16 protein-coding genes and 2 pseudogenes are annotated in these 17,409 nt (G+C 71.1%); 11 read left to right on the forward strand and 7 right to left on the reverse strand.

Annotated elements, in window-relative coordinates; translation table 11 throughout:
* Positions 1–4 precede the first annotated feature (4 nt).
* From ACGF5T_RS24870 to ACGF5T_RS24900, 7 genes are all read left to right on the forward strand, one after another.
* The gene (locus ACGF5T_RS24870) at positions 5–769 is read left to right on the forward strand and encodes an alpha/beta fold hydrolase (RefSeq protein ID WP_366767502.1); all 765 of its coding nucleotides are present in this window, start codon (positions 5–7) and stop codon (positions 767–769) included.
* 230 nt (positions 770–999) lie between these two features.
* Positions 1,000–2,310, forward strand: coding sequence for a histidinol dehydrogenase (gene hisD, locus ACGF5T_RS24875; protein WP_356606874.1), 1,311 nt, complete (start codon positions 1,000–1,002; stop codon positions 2,308–2,310).
* Positions 2,307–3,080, forward strand: coding sequence for an SDR family oxidoreductase (locus tag ACGF5T_RS24880; protein ID WP_366767503.1), 774 nt, complete (start codon positions 2,307–2,309; stop codon positions 3,078–3,080). The genes hisD and ACGF5T_RS24880 overlap by 4 nt, the downstream gene beginning before the upstream one ends.
* Positions 3,077–3,889 carry an aldolase/citrate lyase family protein gene (locus ACGF5T_RS24885; RefSeq protein ID WP_366767504.1) on the forward strand — a complete coding sequence of 271 codons (813 nt, stop codon included), beginning with the start codon at positions 3,077–3,079 and terminating at the stop codon, positions 3,887–3,889. Before ACGF5T_RS24880 ends, ACGF5T_RS24885 begins: the two co-directional genes overlap by 4 nt.
* Positions 3,890–3,949: 60 nt before the next feature.
* Complete coding sequence (locus ACGF5T_RS24890) at positions 3,950–5,296, forward strand: MFS transporter (protein ID WP_366767505.1); 1,347 nt, start codon at positions 3,950–3,952, stop codon at positions 5,294–5,296.
* Between the two features lie 137 nt (positions 5,297–5,433).
* Positions 5,434–6,432, forward strand: coding sequence for an ester cyclase (locus ACGF5T_RS24895; protein WP_366767506.1), 999 nt, complete (start codon positions 5,434–5,436; stop codon positions 6,430–6,432).
* Between the two features lie 303 nt (positions 6,433–6,735).
* Complete coding sequence (locus tag ACGF5T_RS24900) at positions 6,736–8,436, forward strand: VanW family protein (RefSeq protein WP_366767507.1); 1,701 nt, start codon at positions 6,736–6,738, stop codon at positions 8,434–8,436.
* A 73-nt stretch (positions 8,437–8,509) separates the two neighbouring features.
* Here the strand turns inward: ACGF5T_RS24900 and ACGF5T_RS24905 are convergent, their stop codons facing one another.
* Positions 8,510–8,935 carry an HGxxPAAW family protein gene (locus ACGF5T_RS24905; RefSeq protein WP_366767508.1) on the reverse strand — a complete coding sequence of 142 codons (426 nt, stop codon included), beginning with the start codon at positions 8,933–8,935 and terminating at the stop codon, positions 8,510–8,512.
* A gap of 96 nt (positions 8,936–9,031) precedes the next feature.
* Here ACGF5T_RS24905 and ACGF5T_RS24910 point away from each other — a divergent pair, with 96 nt between their 5' ends.
* Positions 9,032–9,535 carry a MarR family transcriptional regulator gene (locus tag ACGF5T_RS24910; RefSeq protein ID WP_366767509.1) on the forward strand — a complete coding sequence of 168 codons (504 nt, stop codon included), beginning with the start codon at positions 9,032–9,034 and terminating at the stop codon, positions 9,533–9,535.
* A 393-nt stretch (positions 9,536–9,928) separates the two neighbouring features.
* On the opposite strand, the pseudogene ACGF5T_RS24915 reads toward ACGF5T_RS24910, so the two are convergent.
* The 4 genes and pseudogenes from ACGF5T_RS24915 to ACGF5T_RS24930 all read right to left on the reverse strand — a co-directional run.
* Positions 9,929–10,234: pseudogene (locus ACGF5T_RS24915) on the reverse strand (thiamine pyrophosphate-dependent enzyme); the annotation flags it as partial.
* 180 nt (positions 10,235–10,414) lie between these two features.
* Positions 10,415–10,753, reverse strand: a complete 339-nt coding sequence (locus ACGF5T_RS24920; RefSeq protein WP_366767510.1) for a GNAT family N-acetyltransferase — start codon at positions 10,751–10,753, stop codon at positions 10,415–10,417.
* A 46-nt stretch (positions 10,754–10,799) separates the two neighbouring features.
* Positions 10,800–11,788 (reverse strand): annotated as a pseudogene (locus ACGF5T_RS24925) (pirin family protein).
* Positions 11,789–11,887: 99 nt separating this feature from the next.
* Positions 11,888–12,196 carry a GNAT family N-acetyltransferase gene (locus tag ACGF5T_RS24930; RefSeq protein WP_356606858.1) on the reverse strand — a complete coding sequence of 103 codons (309 nt, stop codon included), beginning with the start codon at positions 12,194–12,196 and terminating at the stop codon, positions 11,888–11,890.
* 179 nt (positions 12,197–12,375) lie between these two features.
* Between ACGF5T_RS24930 and ACGF5T_RS24935 the strand changes: the two genes are divergently transcribed.
* The 3 genes from ACGF5T_RS24935 to ACGF5T_RS24945 all read left to right on the forward strand — a co-directional run bounded on the left by ACGF5T_RS24935 (position 12,376) and on the right by ACGF5T_RS24945 (position 15,607).
* Positions 12,376–12,843 carry a MarR family transcriptional regulator gene (locus ACGF5T_RS24935; RefSeq protein WP_366767511.1) on the forward strand — a complete coding sequence of 156 codons (468 nt, stop codon included), beginning with the start codon at positions 12,376–12,378 and terminating at the stop codon, positions 12,841–12,843.
* A 503-nt stretch (positions 12,844–13,346) separates the two neighbouring features.
* On the forward strand, positions 13,347–14,690 hold the full coding sequence (locus tag ACGF5T_RS24940; protein WP_366767557.1) for a glutaminase: 1,344 nt from the start codon (positions 13,347–13,349) through the stop codon (positions 14,688–14,690).
* Positions 14,691–14,764: 74 nt separating this feature from the next.
* Complete coding sequence (locus tag ACGF5T_RS24945) at positions 14,765–15,607, forward strand: alpha/beta hydrolase (protein WP_366767558.1); 843 nt, start codon at positions 14,765–14,767, stop codon at positions 15,605–15,607.
* Between the two features lie 259 nt (positions 15,608–15,866).
* On the opposite strand, the gene ACGF5T_RS24950 is transcribed toward ACGF5T_RS24945, so the two are convergent.
* Positions 15,867–16,523: a hydrolase gene (locus ACGF5T_RS24950; protein ID WP_366767512.1), complete on the reverse strand. Its 657-nt coding sequence runs from the start codon at positions 16,521–16,523 to the stop codon at positions 15,867–15,869.
* A gap of 363 nt (positions 16,524–16,886) precedes the next feature.
* Positions 16,887–17,243 carry a hypothetical protein gene (locus ACGF5T_RS24955; RefSeq protein ID WP_366767513.1) on the reverse strand — a complete coding sequence of 119 codons (357 nt, stop codon included), beginning with the start codon at positions 17,241–17,243 and terminating at the stop codon, positions 16,887–16,889.
* Positions 17,244–17,409: the final 166 nt, after the last annotated feature.

Raw genomic sequence — 17,409 nt, forward strand, 5'->3', positions numbered from 1 at the left:
CGGCGTGGCCGCCGCCGCCCTCCCCCGCGGGCTCCCGCTCGTGATGGTCCCCGGGATGCTCTGCGACGCCGACCTGTGGTCCGAGGTCCACTTCCCGGCGGGCCACGAGGTCCGGCACGTCACGCCGGGCCGGGCCGACATCGGATCGCTGGCCGACGACGTGCTCGCCTCGGTGGACGGACCGTTCGTCCTCGTCGGGCTCAGCCTCGGGGCCATCGTCGGTTTCGAGGCACTGCGCCGGGCCCCCGAGCGGATCGCCGGCCTGTGCGTGATGTCCACGAACGCCGCCGCGCCCCGTGCCGGACAGCGCGCGCAGTGGCGGTCGATGGCCGGGCTGATCGACGAGGGACGGTACGCGGACGTCGTCGAGCGGACCCTGCCCGGCATGTTCGCCGAGCCGCGTCCCCGGCAGCAGGACGCGGACCGCTACCGGCGCATGGCCCGTGCCGTGGGCGCCGGCACCGCCCTCGAGCAGCTCGCCGCGCAGGCGACGCGGGTGGACGCCGTGGAGGCGCTGCGCGGCGCCCGGTGTCCGGCCGTCGTCCTGTGCGGGACGCGGGACGCGCTGTGCCCGCCGGAGTTCCACCGGGTCATCGCGCGGGCCCTGCCGGAGGCCACCCTGCGCGAGGTGCCCGGGGCCGGCCACCTGCTGCCGTGGGAGCGGCCGTCCGCCGTGTCGGACGCGCTGCGGGAGCTGCTCGCCGCGGTGCAGCGGCGGCGAGCGGCGACCACCGCCCACCGACCGCCCGTCCCCGCACCGGGTCCCTGAGCCGCTCCCGCACCGGGTCCCTGAGCCGTCCCCGCACCGGGTCCCAGAACCGTCCCCCCGGGCCGGGTCCCTGGCCGTCCGGGCCGCCGTGTCTCCTCGGCGGCCGTCTCCCGGCCCGGGAGACCTCGGCCGCCGTGCCCCCCGGGCCGCCGTGTCCCCCGGCCGCTCCTCGCCCCCTCTCCCGCCACCCGTCCGACCGACCCCTTCCAAGCCGTGGAAAGAGAGCCGTCATGCCCCATGTCCTGAAGTCCCCCGTACCCGCCGCCCAGGTGCGCGCGGCCCGTGCGGATGTCGCCGACCGCGTCCGTGACATCCTCGACGACGTCCGCGAGCGGGGTGACGAGGCGGTCCGCCGGTACTCGGAGAAGTTCGACGACTGGAGCCCCGAGTCCTTCCGCCTCGGCCCGGACGACATCGACCGGATCGTCGCCGGGGTGCCGGACACCGTGCTGGAGGACATCCGCTTCGTCCAGCGCCAGGTGCGCACGTTCGCCCAGGCGCAGCGCGACTCGCTGCGGGACGTCGAGATCGAGACGCTGCCCGGTGTCCACCTCGGTCACCGGCACGTTCCGGTCGCCGGCGCCGGCGCGTACGTGCCCGGCGGGCGCTACCCGCTGACCGCCTCGGCGCACATGACGATCGTGACCGCGAAGGTGGCCGGGGTACCGCGGGTCGCCGCCTGCACACCGCCGATCCGGGGCGAGATCCCCGCCGCCACGGTCGCCGCGATGCACCTGGCCGGCGCCGACGAGATCTACCTGCTGGGCGGCGTCCAGGCGGTCGCCGCGCTCGCCGTCGGCACCGAGACCATCGGCCGGGTCCCGATGATCGCCGGCCCGGGCAACGCCTACGTCGCCGAGGCCAAGCGCCAGCTGTTCGGCGAGGTCGGCATCGACCTGTTCGCCGGCCCCACGGAGATCCTGGTGATCGCCGACGAGCACGCCGATCCCTTCGTGGTCGCCGTCGACCTGCTGTCGCAGGCGGAGCACGGACCGGACTCCCCCGCCGTGCTGGTGACCACGTCCGAGGCCCTGGGCCGCGAGGTCGAGCGTCACATCGAGCGGCTGCTGCCCGGCATGCCGACGAAGGACTTCGCCGCGCCGGCCTGGCGCGACCACGGGGAGATCGTCGTGGCCGGCTCCCTGACGGAGGCCTTCGACATCGCGGACTCCTACGCCAGCGAACACGTCGAGGTGCTGACCGAGGACCCGCGCCAGGCGCTGGAGCGGATGCGCGACTACGGCGCGCTTTTCCTCGGCGAGGGCACCTGCGTCTCGTACGGCGACAAGGTCATCGGCACCAACCACGTGCTGCCCACCCGGGGGGCCGCCCGCTACACCGGCGGTCTGTGGGTGGGGAAGTACCTCAAGACGGTGACGTACCAGGAGGTCACCGACACCTCCTCGTCGGCGCTGCTGGGCGAGGTGTGCGGCCGGGCGGCCCGCGTCGAGCTGTTCGAGGGGCACGCCCGCTCCGGCGACGTGCGCGCCGCCAAGTACGGCAAGGGCACCCTGCCGTGGAACGTCGGGGCGGACGCGTGAGCGGCGGTACGGGCCCGCTGGCCGGCCGCACCGCACTCGTCACCGGAGGCGGCAGCGGGCTCGGGAGCTCCATCGCGCGGTCCCTGCTGGCCGACGGGGCGCGCGTGGTGATCACCGGGCGCGACGAGCGCACCCTGGAGGAGACGGCCTCGCGCCTCGGCCCCCGCGCCGTGCACCGCGTCTGCGACGTCTCGCGGCCCGCTGACGTGGAGGCGCTCGCGGACGGTCTCGCCGACGAGGAGATCTCGGTATTGGTGAACAACGCCGGGATCGCCGGGCCCGTGGCACCGTTGACCGAGATCACGGCGGAGGACTGGGACGAGGTCTTCGACGTGAACGTGCGCGGGGTGTTCCTGATGTGCCGGGCGTTCCTCCCGCGCATGACCGAGCGGGGCGCGGGCGACGTCGTCAACATCGCCTCGGTGTCGGGCAAGCGCCCTCTGCTGCGGCGTACTCCGTACTGCGCGTCGAAGATGGCCGTCCTGGGGCTGACGGCGACCCTGGCGGGAGAGGTGGGTCCGTTCGGCGTCACGGTCAACTCCCTCTCCCCCGGCCCCGTCTCCGGCCCCCGCATGGAGCGCAACTTCCGGCTGGAGGCACAGCGCACGGGCAGCAGCTACGCGGAGGCCGAGCGCGCCTTCGTGTCGCGGTCGGCGCTCGGGCGGATGGTCACCGAGGAGGAGGTGGGCTCCGCGGTGAGCGCCATGCTGCGCATGCCGGGCCTGTGCGGGGCCGACATCGACCTCTCCGCGGGGATGGTGGCGCGGTGACGGGCCGCCGGGCGGAACGCCGCTCCCTCAAGCGACGCCTCGCGGACGGTGAGCGACTGCGCGGCGCCCTGCTGCGGCTCCCTTCGGAGACGCTGGTGGAGATGGCCTGCGTGGCCGGGTTCGACTACGTGGTCGTCGACTGCGAGCACGGACCGGCCGACACGGCACTCCTCCAGCACCACCTGACGGCCGCCGCGGCGCACGGCGTCGACGTCCTCGTCCGCGTGGGCACCGCCGAACCGGCGCTCGCCCTGCGCTGCCTGGACCTGGGCGCCGCCGGCCTCGTCCATCCCCACGTCGACGACGCCGAGGACGCCCGCAGGGCGGTGGCGGCGACCCACTACCCGCCGCTGGGGCAACGGGGTTTCGCCACCTACAGCAGGGCCGGGCGCTTCGGCACCGTCCCGCCGGGCGACCACCTGACCGCCGCACGCGACACCCTGGTCGTGGCGATGGTCGAGACCGAGCGGGCCTGCGCCGCCGCGGGTGAGATCGCCGCCACCGAGGGCGTGGACGCGATCCTCGTGGGCCCGGCCGACCTGGCGGCGGACTGCGGCTTCCCCGGCCGGGACGTCGTCGACGGCCTGCTGCACGGGGTCCACCGGGCGGCACGCCAGGCCGGCCGGGCGGTCATGACGATCGTGCCGGACGCCGACGCCGCGCGGGCGGCCGAGCGCACCGGGACCGGGCTCGTCCTGTTCAACATGACCTACGTCCTCATGGAGACCATGCGCTCCCTCGCGGCCCCCGGCACGGCCGGCGCGGCCCACCCGTCACCGACCCTTGACGGCCCCTCTCCCGCTCCTTAGTGTTCGGGCAACATTCATACGTATGCACAGTCCCAGCCCCACCGCGCGAACGGAGAAGCCATGTCCGCTACAGCGCCACCCAGCGCCGCCGTCGGCACCCGAGGGACCGACCCGGCGAAGCGGGCCGCGATACGCCGGGCCATCGGTGCGGGAAGCATCGGAAACTTCGTGGAACAGTTCGACTACGGGCTGTACGGCTACATGGCCCCCGTCATGGCCCCCGCGTTCTTCCCCGAGAGCGACCAGACCGTGGCCGTCCTGAGCACCTACGCGATCATCGCCATCGCCTGCCTGTTCCGTCCCCTGGGCGGCACGCTGGTGGGTCGCTGGGGCGACCGGGTGGGCCGCAGGAAGACCCTGCTGTGGACCATCGTCTTCATGGGCGTGGCGACCACCCTCATCGGCCTCCTGCCCACCTACCAGCAGATCGGCATCGCGGCCCCGCTCCTCCTCCTGCTGCTGCGCGTGGTGCAGGGCATGGTGTCGGGCGGCGAGTACGTGGGGGCGGTGGCCTTCATCGTGGAGTGGGCGGAGCCCGAGCGCCGCGCCTACTACACCTCGTACGCCTCCAACAGCTGCTTCGTGGGGATCCTGGCGGGAGCCGGCACGGCCGCGCTGACGAGCTGGGCCATCCAGGGACCCGCGCTGGAGTCGTGGGGCTGGCGGATCCCGTTCCTGCTCGCGCTGCCGCTCAGCGCGGTCGGCATCTGGCTGCGGCGGCACATCGAGGAGTCGCCCGAGTTCGTCCGGGCCACGGCGGACGGCACCCACGTCGTCAAGGCGCCCGTCCGGGAGGCGCTGCGCTCCCAGTGGCGGCCCATCCTGGTCTTCTGCGGCATCTCGATCATGGTCGCGATCCTCTCCTACAGCTGGGTCACCTTCTATCCGGAGTACCTGACCGGCACCCTCGGACTGCCCCGCTGGATGGGACTGGTCTCGAACGCGATCTCCATCGCCGTCCTCATCCCGATGCTCCCGCTGGCCGGCAAGCTCTCGGACCGCATCGGCCGCAAGCCGATGCTGATCGCCGGGGCGGTCGCCTGCATCGTCCTGGTCCCGCTCGCCTTCCGGGTCGGCGAGGCGGGCACCTTCGGCGCGGCCGTCGCCAGTCAGCTGATCTACATCGTCCCCGAGTTCTTCCTGACCGGCATCGTGACGGTCTGCGCGGCCGAACTCTTCGCCACCCGCACCCGGTTCAGCGCCAGCGCCATCGCCTACAACAGCTCGTTCTCCATCTTCATGGGCATCACGCCGTTCGTCGCGGCACTGCTGGTGAACACCTTCGACACGATCTACGCCGTGTGGGCCTACCTCGCGGCGGCCGCGGTGATGGCACTGGTCGTGGTGAGCGCCTTCATGACGGAGACGTACCGGAGCCGGCTGGGGGCCGACAAGTTCGCCCGATGACGACCGGCGCCCCGCCCGGCCGGCTCGGACACCCCGGGCCCCACCGACCTGACCCATACATACGTACGCACGACCAGCCCACCGTCGACCGACGAACCCGATCGCGCACCGACGAAACCGACGAAGAGGAAGACCCCATGGCACTCGACCCGGCCGCCTACCTCCCCTACAAGGACCCGGACGACTTCATCCGCGAGGTGACCGACCACATCTGGGTCAACCGCGACATCTCCTACATCGTCGACAACTACGAGCCCGACTCGATCGTCCACACCGGTCTCGGCACCGTGGTCGGGCGCGACGGCGTGATCGAGGGCACCACGATGCGGATGGGCAGCACGCCCGGCCACATCGGCCAGGCCGAGGACGTGGTGTGGGAGGCGCGCGGAGACGACGCCTTCCTCAGCTCCCACCTCGTGTTCTCCGCGGACGAGCACCTGGTCGGCGGCCGCAACATCAGGATCCGCAAGCGCACGGTGGCCAACTGCCTCTACCGCCGGGGCCGGATGGTCGAGGAGTGGGTCGTGCGCGACGAGCTCGCCGACTGCCTGCAGCGCGGAGTGGACCCGGACGAGGCGGCCCGCGCCCTGCGCTTCCAGGGGTGGAGCGGATCGATGACCGAGGAGCCGCCGAAGGACGTGCTGCTGGAGGGCGTCAGCGGACCGCGTCCGGACGAGTTCCGGCCCGAGTGCGAGATGGTGCTGGAGTTCATCGACGAGGTGTGGACGCGGCGCCGGCTGCACAGGGTGAACGACTTCATGGCGCGGGACCTCTTCCTGCACACGATCGGCGACCGGACCGTCATCCGTCCCGAGCGCTACCAGAGCGACCTCATGGCGATGGTCGGGGCCTTCCCCGACGCCCGGTTCACGGTGCGGGACGTGCAGACCAACTACTCGGTGCGGTACGCGGGTCTGCGGGTGGCGGTGCTGTGGACCATGCACGGGACCTACCGGGGCACCCCGGCCTTCGGCCCGCTCACCGACCGGCCGGTGACCCTGCTGGGAGTCTCCCAGTTCCTCGTCCAGGAGGGCCGTATCGTCCGGGAGTTCCGCGTCTACGACGAGATCTCCCTGCGGGCCCAGATCAACAGCACCCGGGGCGACGGCCCGCCGGTGGCGGCGAACATCTACTGAGCCGCGCCGCCATCTCGCGCACCGGCCGAGGGCCCCGCTCACCGCGGGGCCCTCGGCATGTCCGGGGGCGGGCGCGTCGGCCGCGGCCACCGGCCCGATCATGCGTAAGCCCTGAGCCGGTCGGGTTCCGGCACCGCGCCGGCGGGGTCGACGTGGGGGCGATCCCGGCGGACGATGATCCGGATCGTCCGGTGTGACCTTGGATATACCTTTGGCGGGCGGATGTGCGTAGCTTGACCCGCGGCGCTCCATTCACCGGGCCGCGGTGCCGGGTGGATGTCACATCGACCCTTCAGGAGACCCATGCGCCCGCGGACAGTGTCCTTCCCGCCCGTCGCCCTGGCGGGCGGCGCGCTGGCGGTCGGCCTCGGCGGCCTCTACCTCGTCGGGCTGCTGGTCACCGGCGGTGAGATCGAGGCGGGCACGACGGTGCGCGGCGTGGACATCGGGGGCCTGAGCCGCGAGGAGGCCACCCGGAAACTGGAGCGGCACCTGGTGGCGGGCGGCCCGCGGGAGCTGGCCGTACAGGTCGGGGACCGGAAGGCCGCGGTCGATCCGCGGGAGGCGGGGCTGGCCTTCGACCTCGGGGGAACCCTGGACCGGGCCACGTCCACCGGCGCCGATCCGGTCAGCGTGATCGGCGGGCTGTTCCGCTCGGGCGGCGAGGTCGAACCCGTCGTGCGGATCGACGAGGACAAGGCGCGTGCCGCCCTCGGGAAGCTGGCCGGCAGGACCGACACGAAGGTCCGCGACGGCGCCGTCTCCTTCGACGACGGCCGTGTCGAGCAGGTCGCCCCGCGCACCGGCTACGCGCTGGACGTGGACGCCTCGATCGGCACGCTTCGCGCCCCCTTCCTGCGCGGCGCGGCGGACTCGGTCACGACGCTGCCCGTGCGGGAGACCAGGCCCCGGGTCACGGCGGACGAGGTCCGGCGGGCGGTTCGCGCGTTCGCGGAGCCCGCGATGTCGGCACCCGTCACCCTCACCGCCGGCGGCAGGCGGTTCACGATCACCCCGGCCGTTCTGGGCCAGTACCTGACGATGCGGCCCGACGACACGGGCAGGCTCGCACCGAGGCTGGACGACAAGGGTCTGCGCGCCGCGCCGGGGGTGGCCGGCGCGCTGAAGAGCCTGCCCGCCACCCCCCGGAACGCCCGCCTGGGCCTTCAGGGCGACAAGGCCGTGGTGACCGCCGACGCCAGGACCGGCGTGGAGGTCACCGACAAGGCCCTGGGCAAGGCGGTGCTGCCTCTGCTGACCAAGGCGGGCACCGCCCGCACCGGTGCGGTGGCCGCACGGGAGACGCGGCCGGAGGTCACGCGGGAGAACGCGGCACGCCTGGGGCTGACCGAGAAGCTGTCCTCCTTCACCGTCCGTTTCGAACCGGCCGCCTACCGCACGACGAACGTGGGCCGGGCCGTGGACCTCATCAACGGTTCCGTGGTGATGCCGGACGAGACCTGGAGCTTCAACCGGACGGTCGGCGAGCGCACCGAGGCCAACGGCTTCGTCGACGGCGTCATGATCTACGACGACCAGTACCGGAAGGCGCCCGGCGGCGGCGTCTCCGCCGTGGCCACCACGGTCTTCAACGCCATGTTCTTCGCGGGCGTCAAGCCCGTCGAGTACGGCGCCCACTCCTTCTACATCGAGCGCTACCCCGAGGGCCGCGAGGCGACGGTCGCCTGGGGCAGCCTGGACCTCAAGTTCGCCAACGACTCCGGCAAGGCCCTCTACATCGAGGCCGAGTCCACCGACACCTCGTTGACCGTCAACTTCATCGGTACGAAGAAGTACGACGAGATCACGTCGGTCAAGGGTCCGCGCACCGACGTGCGGGAACCGGAGACGAGGGTGAGCACCGACGAGCAGTGCGTGCCGCAGACCCCGCTCGAGGGCTTCGACGTCACCGTCGAGCGGGTCTTCCACGACGACGGCCGGGAAGTACGACGCGAACCGTTCCGCACGCACTACTCCCCGCGCGACGAGATCACCTGCGACTAGCGCTGCGGGGCAGCGCACCCGCACGCGCGGGCGGGCCGGCGGGGGTCGCGCGGACGGCCCGGGCGGCTCGCCTTCAGATCGCGGCGCTCGCCTCGGGGGCGATCTCGCCCGCTCGGCCAGGGGCCGGCGTCCGGTAACCCTCGGCGTCGGCGTGCGTCGTCGCTTCGGCGACGGTTGCGGCGGGGGCGGCGCGTCGGCCACGTCCGGCCAGCCGGCATCCGGCACAGCCGGGGTGGCCTTGCGCGGCGGCCGCGTCCCGCACACGCCAGTCGCGCTCGGCGAAGGGCCTGGGCCCGCCGACCTTGCCCCACCCGGCCAGGTGCAGCACCCAGGTGACGCAGGCCGCGAGGACGATGAGGCCCGCTCCCAGCGCGACTCCCGGGTACCACGCGGTGACCATCGAACCGCCGGACACCACGCTTCCCGCGAGCGCCGTACCGGTACCCGTCCAGCCGGCGACGGTGTGGCCGTGGTCGTGGCCGCTGTGGGTGGGGTTCATGACGTGCTCCCGTGGCTTTGTATCTTCGGCAGGGACACCGAGCGGCAAGAGTCTTAGCTCCTAAGCTAAGTTTCTTAGATACTAAGGAGATAACTGGTGGAGGGCAAGCCGCGTCACGACGCGACAGCACAGGAGGCGCTGGACGCGATGGATCGCATGGTCGCCCTCGCCCTGGTGTCCCAGCACGACATCGCCCAGAGGCTCGGACTGAACGTCACCGACCTGACGTGCCTGGGGCACGTCATCGGCGCCGGACCACGGCACCTGACCGCCGGTGACCTGGCGCAGCACGCCAACGTGACCACCGGTGCGATCACCGGAGTGATCAACCGTCTCGAACGTGCCGGTTATGTGAGCAGGCAACCGGATCCCTCGGACCGACGACGGGTCCGGGTGGTCCTTGACGAGCACGCCGCCGCCCGGGTCTTCGCCGTCTACGGCCCGCACTACCGGCGCCTGGCCGAGCTCGCCGCCGACTACACGCCGCAGGAGACCGCCGTGCTGGTTGACTGGTTCACCCGGGCGAGGCAGGCCATGGAGGAGTCACTCGACGAGATCCGCGAGCCCTCGTCCACCGGACCGGACGGTCCACGCCCCTGACCACCGCCACCGGCCAGGGGACCGTCGGCGGGCGACCGGTCCCCATGGCGCGGTCCTGGGCAGCTCAGGACACTCGGCGTGCTCCTCCACCGGCTCCTCGCGCAGCACGCTGGAGCCCCGTCCGGTCCTGGTGATGCCAGAAGTACTCCATGACCACAGCCCGACCACAGCCCCTCCCACAACGATCGGCACGGCCCACAACGAACGGCACGGCGGCCCGGCGTCCTCCGCCGTTGCCGGTCGGCTCCACGAACTCACGAAGTCCCGGCGCCGTACGCGACCGGTCCGACGGCGCGGGAGTATCCGCGGGCACGCGACAGCGCTTGGCCGGGTGCGAGTACGCCGGACCGCCACGCGAAACCGTCGAAGGCGCCCTGCTGGGCGGCGAGTGCCTCAGGGACGTGGGACGTTCCGCAGGTTGGCGCGGGCCAGGTCGAGCATCCTGCCGACACCGCCGTCGAGCACGGTCCGGCCGGCGGCGAAGGCGAATCCCCTGACCCGGACGGCCGAGAGGTGCGGCGGGATCGACAGCGCGTGGGGATCGGTGACCAGGCCGACCAGGCCGACCAGGCCGACCAGGAAAGGCCCGTCGTGGGCGAGCGCCCGCTTGAGCCCTTCGGCGACATGCTCGGGGCGCTCGACGCGGATCGCCTCGATGCCCGCACCGCGGGCGATCGCCGCGTAGTCCACCGGCTCGTGGGACTGCGTGAGCGGCTCTCCGCGGTGGACGGGACCCTGAAGGCGGGGGCCCGTCGGCAAGGGCATGTTCCTGCTGACGGCCGCGGTGCCGCTGCCGGCCGCCGCGGCCGGGACCGCTCCGGAGGTCGCCTCATGACGACGACCATCGAGATTCCCCTCGGCTCTCCTGAGAGGAACCGCTCAGCCGAGTTGCGGCTTCAGCCACCGCAGGACCTCAGGGGTGACCGGGTCGGTGATGTCGGCGAACTCGTCGTGCCGCTTGAGGAACTTGGCGACGTAGGGGCAGACCGGAACGATCCGCATCCCGGATGCGCGCACGTCGAGGAGTGCCTGCCGGACCAGGCGCGGGGCCAGTCCCTGGCCGGCGAACGCCTCGTCGATCTCCGTGTGGAAGAAGACACGCTGCACGCCCGCGTCACGGTAGGCGGTCAGACCGGCGCGTCGGCCGTCGACCAGGATCTCGTACCGGCGCTCTGCGTCCGCCCGTTCGACGACCGCGGGGGTGGTGGACTCGCTCATGCTGTGCCCTTCCTGGGGGACGTGAACGGGGACATCGACGGGGACGTCAGTGGATCGGCGGGTTCCGGCGCGGTGTGATCACGGCGTTCGGCAGGGCCGGAGCGGGAAGGCGGCCGCCGGGGAAGTCCCCGATCACGCCGAAACGGTCGGAGGATGCCTCCCAGTCCTCGCGGGCCTTCACCACGTCCTCGTGGCTGCGGCCTATGAAGTTCCACCACATGACGATCGCCTCTCCGAAGGGAGGCCCTCCGAGGAGGAGGGTCCGCGCCGGAGCGTCGTTCTCGTTCACCATCGTCAGGGTCTCCACGCCCTGCGGGACGTAGCCGAGGTCGGTGGGCCGCAGCACGGTGCCGAACAGGCGTACGTCCCCGCTGTCCACGAGGAGACCGTGCTCGAAGACCCCGTCCACATCGATGGTGAGGGTCGCGCGGGGCGCGAGGACGATCTCGGCGCCGAGCAGCGGCGTGAAGGTCCGGACCGGAGAGGTGCGGCCCAGCAACGACCCCAGGAAGACCCTGATCTCGGCTCCGTCGACCTGTACGGCTTCGGGTACGTGGTGCTGGAAGTCCCGGGCGGCCCGCGGTGTTCCTCGGGCAGCGCCACCCACAACTGGACGCCGTGCAGCACGGTGGTGTGCGGGGTGGAGACCTCCGAGTGGGCGATGCCGTGCCCGCCGGTCATGAGGTTCACCTCGCCGGGCCGGATCAGGGCGTGAGTGCCGAGGGTGTCGCGGTGCTCGATCTCTCCGCCGAACAGCCAACTCACCGTCTGCAGACCGGTGTGCGGATGCGGAGCCATGACCATGCCGCCCGACGCGACGACCTCGAGCGGACCGTAGTGATCGGCGAAGCACCAGGCGCCGATGAGCGTGCGCGCCCGCTGGGGCAGCGTGCGCCGCACCCGCATCGCACGTGGCCCCCCGAGCGGGACCTCACGCGCCGACAGGACATCGACCCGGGGGGCACCGGCCGGCCGGCCGCCGTCGACGAGCGGGCCACCGCTCGAAGTCTCGGTATCGCCTTCCGGATTGACCATCGCGAGCACCTCTTCCGTTCTGCACTTGTCATGTCGACCTTGATGTCGCGGAGCCGTAGGGGCAGAGCCGCACGATCTCCGCCGAGCGCGCCAGGCTCCTCAGTCACTGACCTTGCTGCGGGACTGGTACAGCAGGTCCTGGTACTCGGGATGCCGGCTGATCCAGCCCGCGAAGAAGGGGCAGGTGGCCAGCACCCGCAGACGCGCGGCGCGCGCCTCGTCGAGGGCCGTGCGGACCAGCGCGGACCCGACCCCCGCACCCTCGTACTCCGCCTCGACCTCGGTGTGCACGAAGGCGACGAGTTCCGCCGTACGGATGTACTCCGCGACGCCCGCCACCTTGGATTCCCCGTCGACACGGGCTTCGTAGCGCTTCGCCTCGGGAACGTCGCTCACTTCGACCGTCATGCGTGCGTCCTCCTCGTGGGGTCCGATCCCGCTCGACCCGGCGGGATCCCGTGGGTCAGGGCGTCACCCTAACCCCATGAGGTTGACGCATCAACATATCCATCACGACAGCAGCCCGGTGAAGGGCGTGTCACCGACGCCGGTAGATGAGGTGTCAACGATCTCGTTAGACTGCCGCCATGGACGTACAGCCGCGCTGGCTCGACCCGGAACAGAAGGCCGCCTGGGACAGCTTCATCCGCATGCAGGAGAAACTCATCGGACGGCTGTCCCGACGCGTCCAGGTCGACTCCGGACTGTCGGCGGCGGACTACGTCGTGCTCGTCAGCCTCACGGAGAGGGGCGACGGGCGGATGCGCTTCCTCGATCTGGCCAAACTCGTCGAGTGGGAGAAGAGCCGGATGTCCCACCAGGTCACGCGGATGGCGAAACGCGGGCTCGTGGCCAGGGAGGAGTGCCCCGACGACGGACGGGGAGCGTTCATCGTCGCCACCCCGGCCGGCTACGAGGCGATCGAGGAGGCCGCGCCGCAGCACGTCGAGCACGTCCGTCGCCTCTTCATCGACGCCCTCACCCCGAACCAGCTCAACACGCTCGGCCGACTCTCCCAACGCGTCCTGGACCACATGGAGAAGCAGCCGGACTGACCGGAGCCCTACGACAGCGTGCCCGGCGCGCCCACCACGCCCGCGAGGGCGCAGGCAGCCGCACGCCATCCCCATGTGCCCCAACCGGGCGCCGGCACGCCCCACCGGGATGGATCCCCCCTCGACGCCGGCCACCCGACCGCCGACACCACACCGGCCGACCCGCCCGCGACGCACGATCCCGCCCCTCACACCCATAACTTGGTTGACACGTAAACAACAGAGTGTCATGGTTGTCACGTCAACTAGATCGTCGGCGGTGGCGCGGTCGCGGTACCTGACCGACGGGGAAACCCCGCTATTCCACCCGGGACGGACGTCCCGCCCGGGCGTCACGAACCACGCATCGCCACACCCCGACCCGACGGAAGCGTTGAGCGAGTGCTGCTTGAGTACGCGTGACAGAAGCCTGAGGACGCGTGACAGCGTGACAGCGTGACAGAAGACAACCGGACGAACCGTCGTGCCCTGGTGCCCGATGGGACTCGTGCATGGAGGACCCAGTGCGGCCGATCATCCCCGACTATCTGGCAGAGGTACTGCGCGATGTGGAGTCGGACACGTCAGGAGAGCCGGCGGGGTACATCCCCGAGCTGGCGGCAGCGGACCCCGAGCGCCTCGGCGCGGCCTTCGCCATGCTCGACGGAGAGGTCTACGGCTCCGGTGACATCGATATCGAGTTCACCATCCAGTCGATCTCCAAGCCGTTCGTCTATGCGTTGGCCCTGGCCGATCACGGATTCGACCCCGTCCTCGCCAAGGTCGGCGTCGAGCCGTCCGGAGAGGCGTTCAACGAGATCTCTCTCGAGACCGGGACCGGACGCCCCCGCAATCCCATGATCAACGCCGGCGCGATCACCGTGCACGCGCTGGCCGGCGCGGAGGACCTCACTCCGGAACAGCGTGTGGAACGCGTGCGCCAGGGCCTCTCGGCGTTCGCCGGTCGCGGGCTCACGATGGACGAGGCGGTATGCGCCTCGGAGATGGAGCACGCGCACCGCAACCTCGCCATCGCCCACATGCTCCGCAGTCACGATGTCCTCACCAAGGACCCCGGGGCCGTGGTGGAGGGTTACACCCGCCAGTGCGCCGTGCTCGTCACCACGCGCGATCTGGCCATCATGGCCGCGACCCTCGCCAACCGCGGGACGAACCCTCTCTCGGGTGAGCAGGTGGTGCCGGAACCGGTGGTGCGCCAGGTGTTGAGCGTCATGTTCAGCTGCGGAATGTACGACGCCGCCGGTGACTGGGCGACCCAGGTCGGCATTCCGGCGAAGAGCGGGGTGGCGGGCGGCCTGATCGGCGCGCTCCCCGGACAGATCGGCATCGCGACGTTCTCACCACGACTGGATCGTCACGGGAACAGCGTGCGCGGGGTGTCCCTGTTCGAACGCTTCTCCTCGGACATGGGTCTGCACGTGATGGAGACCCCCGCCGCCGCGCGTGCCGTCGTGCGGTCCCACCATGTCGTGGGCAGCGGACCGGACGCGCTGCGGGTCCTGCAACTCCAGGGCGGCATCGGTTTCGCCGGAGCCGAGAGAGTTGTTCAGGGAGCCATGACCATCCCCCCTTCGGACACAAGGGTGGCTCTGGACCTGACCATGGTCCATTCGATCGACGACGTGGCACGGCGCGTGTTGCTGGAGGTAGCCCGCAGGCTGACGCTGAGCGGCCACGAGGTCTACCTCGTCGACCCGGAATCGGTCATGCCCGATCCCGACCCCGGAGACGGTGGCCGCGTCACGGTCGTCGAGACCGTGGATCAGGTCGTGCCCCCGACGCGGAACGACCCGGCACGGGAGTCACCCGGAGGCGGAACGGCGCATCCTCCGACTCGTCTCCGTTGACAGCGGGTTCGCGCACACAGACAGCACACGGACAGGGGTCGGCGTGCGTGTCGTCGACCGAAAGGCAGGAGATCATGGGCTACATCACCGTCGGCGCGGAGAACAGCACGCCGGTCGAGCTCTACTACGAGGACCAGGGTTCCGGGCAGCCGGTCGTCCTGATCCACGGCTATCCGTTGAACGGGCACAGCTGGGAACGCCAGACCCGCGAACTGCTGGCCCAGGGCTACCGGGTCATCACCTATGACCGTCGAGGCTTCGGCCAGTCGTCGAAGGTGAACTCCGGTTACGACTACGACACCTTCGCCGCCGACCTGAACACCGTCCTCGAGACCCTGGACCTGTGGGACGTCGTCCTCGTCGGCTTCTCGATGGGCACCGGCGAACTCGCCCGCTACGTGAGCCGCCACGGACATGAGCGTGTCGCGAAGCTCGCCTTCCTCGCGTCGCTCGAACCGTTCCTCGTCGCCCGCGACGACAACCCCGACGGCGTGCCGCAGGAGGTGTTCGACGGCATCGCCGAGACCGCGAAGGCGGACCGGTACGCCTGGTTCAAGCAGTTCTACGCGGACTTCTACAACCTCGACGAGAACCTCGGCTCCCGTATCAGCGAGGAGGCCGTGACCGGCAGCTGGAACGTCGCGATCCGCAGCGCGCCGGTGGCGGCGTACGCCGTGGTCCCGGCATGGATCGAGGACTTCCGCAGCGATGTCGAGGCGGTCCGGGCGAGCGGCAAGCCCGCACTGATCCTGCACGGAACGAAGGACAACATCCTCCCGATCGACGCCACCGGGCGCCGATTCCACGAAGCCCTTCCCGAGGCGGACTACGTCGAGGTCGAAGGAGCACCGCACGGCCTGCTCTGGACCCACGCCGACGAGGTCAACACCGCGCTGCGCGACTTCCTCGCGAAGTGACGGCGGATCGCCCCGTGCGCCCCCGAAGGTTTCGCCCGACGGCTCCCCCCGACGGCTTCACCCGGCGGGCGACCGCGTCATAGCCGCGGCGGAGGGGCTCATGCGGCGCCGAGACAGCGATGAAGAGGCGCTGCACGGGCCCCTCGGCCACGGGATCACAGGGAGAAAACGACAGTTCAACGGCACGGCCCACAGCAGAGCTCGACGCCCTGGCCGCTGATGCCGGGATCGACGCCTCGCCCGCCGATCAGCCGCTGTGTCAGGCCTCGTCGCCGGTGGGCGTGGCCAGGAGCTGCGTCTCCCAGGCGAAGGCCACACCGCTGGCGCCACCGTGCTGCGCCTGGACCTCGGCGACGCCCGCCACGGTCTGCTCGCGGGCCCAGTCGCGCTGCCACTCGCCCAGCACGGCCATCCAGGTGATCGGCACCACGCCGGCCTGGATCATGCGCTGCACCGCCATGTCGTGGGCCTCCTTGGAGACACCGCCCGACGCGTCGGTGACGACGAAGACCTCGAAGCCCTCCCCCACCGCCTGTATCGCCGGCATGGCCACACAGATCTCCGTCCAGAGACCGGCGATGATCAGCTTCTTGCGTCCGGTCGCCTTCACGGCGTCCACGACACGTTCGTCCTGCCAGGTGTTGATGAAGGTCCTGTCGATCGGCTTCTGCTCCGGGAACACCTCTTGCAGCCCCGGGAGGATGAGACCGCCGCGCTCCTCCAGGACGGTGGTCAGAATGGTCGGAACGTCGAACACCCTGGCGGCCTTGGCGAGCCCCACGGCATTGTTGATGACCATCGTCGGTTCGTGGCTGTGCAGGTTGGCGACCTGGAACGGCTGGTGGTCGATGAGGGCGAGCACACTCTCCTCGGGCGTCAACAGCGCGCCGAGTCCGGCCTTGTTCCCAGTAGTCACGAGATTCCCCTTCAGGCACTCAGCGTCCGCGGGCCTCCGGCAGCACACCGACATCCCGATGCCCCGAGTGAGGCGGAAACGGGATGACGTAGCCGGCGCCCACACACCATGTGGTTGACGCATCACCTACGCTAGAGGCGGCTGGTTGATGGGTCAACCATGCTGGATCTTGGAGGCTAGGACGGGCCGGCCGGACATGCCCTGTGGGCCCCGTTGGGCCCAACCGGACTGCGAGGTGTAAGAGTTGAAGTGCCTCGCGCCGACACTGCGCGGGGCGCCGGGGTACACAGCGCGCCCAGCTCCGCAGCACCGCAAGCAGCCCCTGATGGACGAAGCTTGGCCAGGACGCGCCAGTTCTTGAGGTCAGTGAAGCCGTGCTCGACGGCAGCGCGTTCGCTGTTCAGCAGCCGGTTCGCTTCCTTCTCCGCGGTGGTGAGGCGGTGGTTGCGGGTGGCTTTGCGGCCATGAGATCACCGGGCCGTCCTGGGGCTGCTCGCTGTCGTCGACGCCGACGAAACCGAGGCCGGCGTCCCGCAGGTGCTGCGCAATCTTGTGGTGGCGGGTGGTGACGAAATCGCCGAACCGGCCGGGCCGGGCGGTGGAGAACCAGATCAGGTTGCCACGTTCGTCGGTGAGCGCGAGACAGAGCCGGCCGTGGGCCTTGTGCTTCCCGTGCAGTTCTTCCCCTTTTAACCCACCACCGAACGGCTCGCCGTACATAGTGACCGCTCCCGTCAGCCCTCCCCGAGGTGCTCCACGGCGATGCACGAACGTATGCCGGGAGCGGCGGCAGACACTACGACGTTGCGGTCCTATCCATCCGACGGGCGCTGCGAGGGACAGCGCCGTGCCCGTCCCCTGGCCCGGCGCTGCCCGGAGGCCGCGT

Origin of the sequence: Streptomyces sp. NPDC047853, from assembly GCF_043204535.1 — a bacterium.
Classification (GTDB): Bacteria; Actinomycetota; Actinomycetes; order Streptomycetales; family Streptomycetaceae; genus Streptomyces.

Bases quoted from the DNA above. Each gene is read 5' to 3' on its own strand.
- ACGF5T_RS24935 (WP_366767511.1), top strand. From the start codon at position 12,376: ATGGACGTACAGCCGCGCTGGCTCGACCCGGAACAGAAGGCCGCCTGG.
- ACGF5T_RS24905 (WP_366767508.1), bottom strand. From the start codon at position 8,935: ATGAACCCCACCCACAGCGGCCACGACCACGGCCACACCGTCGCCGGC.
- ACGF5T_RS24955 (WP_366767513.1), bottom strand. From the start codon at position 17,243: ATGTACGGCGAGCCGTTCGGTGGTGGGTTAAAAGGGGAAGAACTGCAC.
- hisD (WP_356606874.1), top strand. From the start codon at position 1,000: ATGCCCCATGTCCTGAAGTCCCCCGTACCCGCCGCCCAGGTGCGCGCG.
- ACGF5T_RS24945 (WP_366767558.1), top strand. From the start codon at position 14,765: ATGGGCTACATCACCGTCGGCGCGGAGAACAGCACGCCGGTCGAGCTC.
- ACGF5T_RS24920 (WP_366767510.1), bottom strand. From the start codon at position 10,753: ATGAGCGAGTCCACCACCCCCGCGGTCGTCGAACGGGCGGACGCAGAG.
- ACGF5T_RS24930 (WP_356606858.1), bottom strand. From the start codon at position 12,196: ATGACGGTCGAAGTGAGCGACGTTCCCGAGGCGAAGCGCTACGAAGCC.
- ACGF5T_RS24895 (WP_366767506.1), top strand. From the start codon at position 5,434: ATGGCACTCGACCCGGCCGCCTACCTCCCCTACAAGGACCCGGACGAC.
- ACGF5T_RS24890 (WP_366767505.1), top strand. From the start codon at position 3,950: ATGTCCGCTACAGCGCCACCCAGCGCCGCCGTCGGCACCCGAGGGACC.
- ACGF5T_RS24900 (WP_366767507.1), top strand. From the start codon at position 6,736: ATGCGCCCGCGGACAGTGTCCTTCCCGCCCGTCGCCCTGGCGGGCGGC.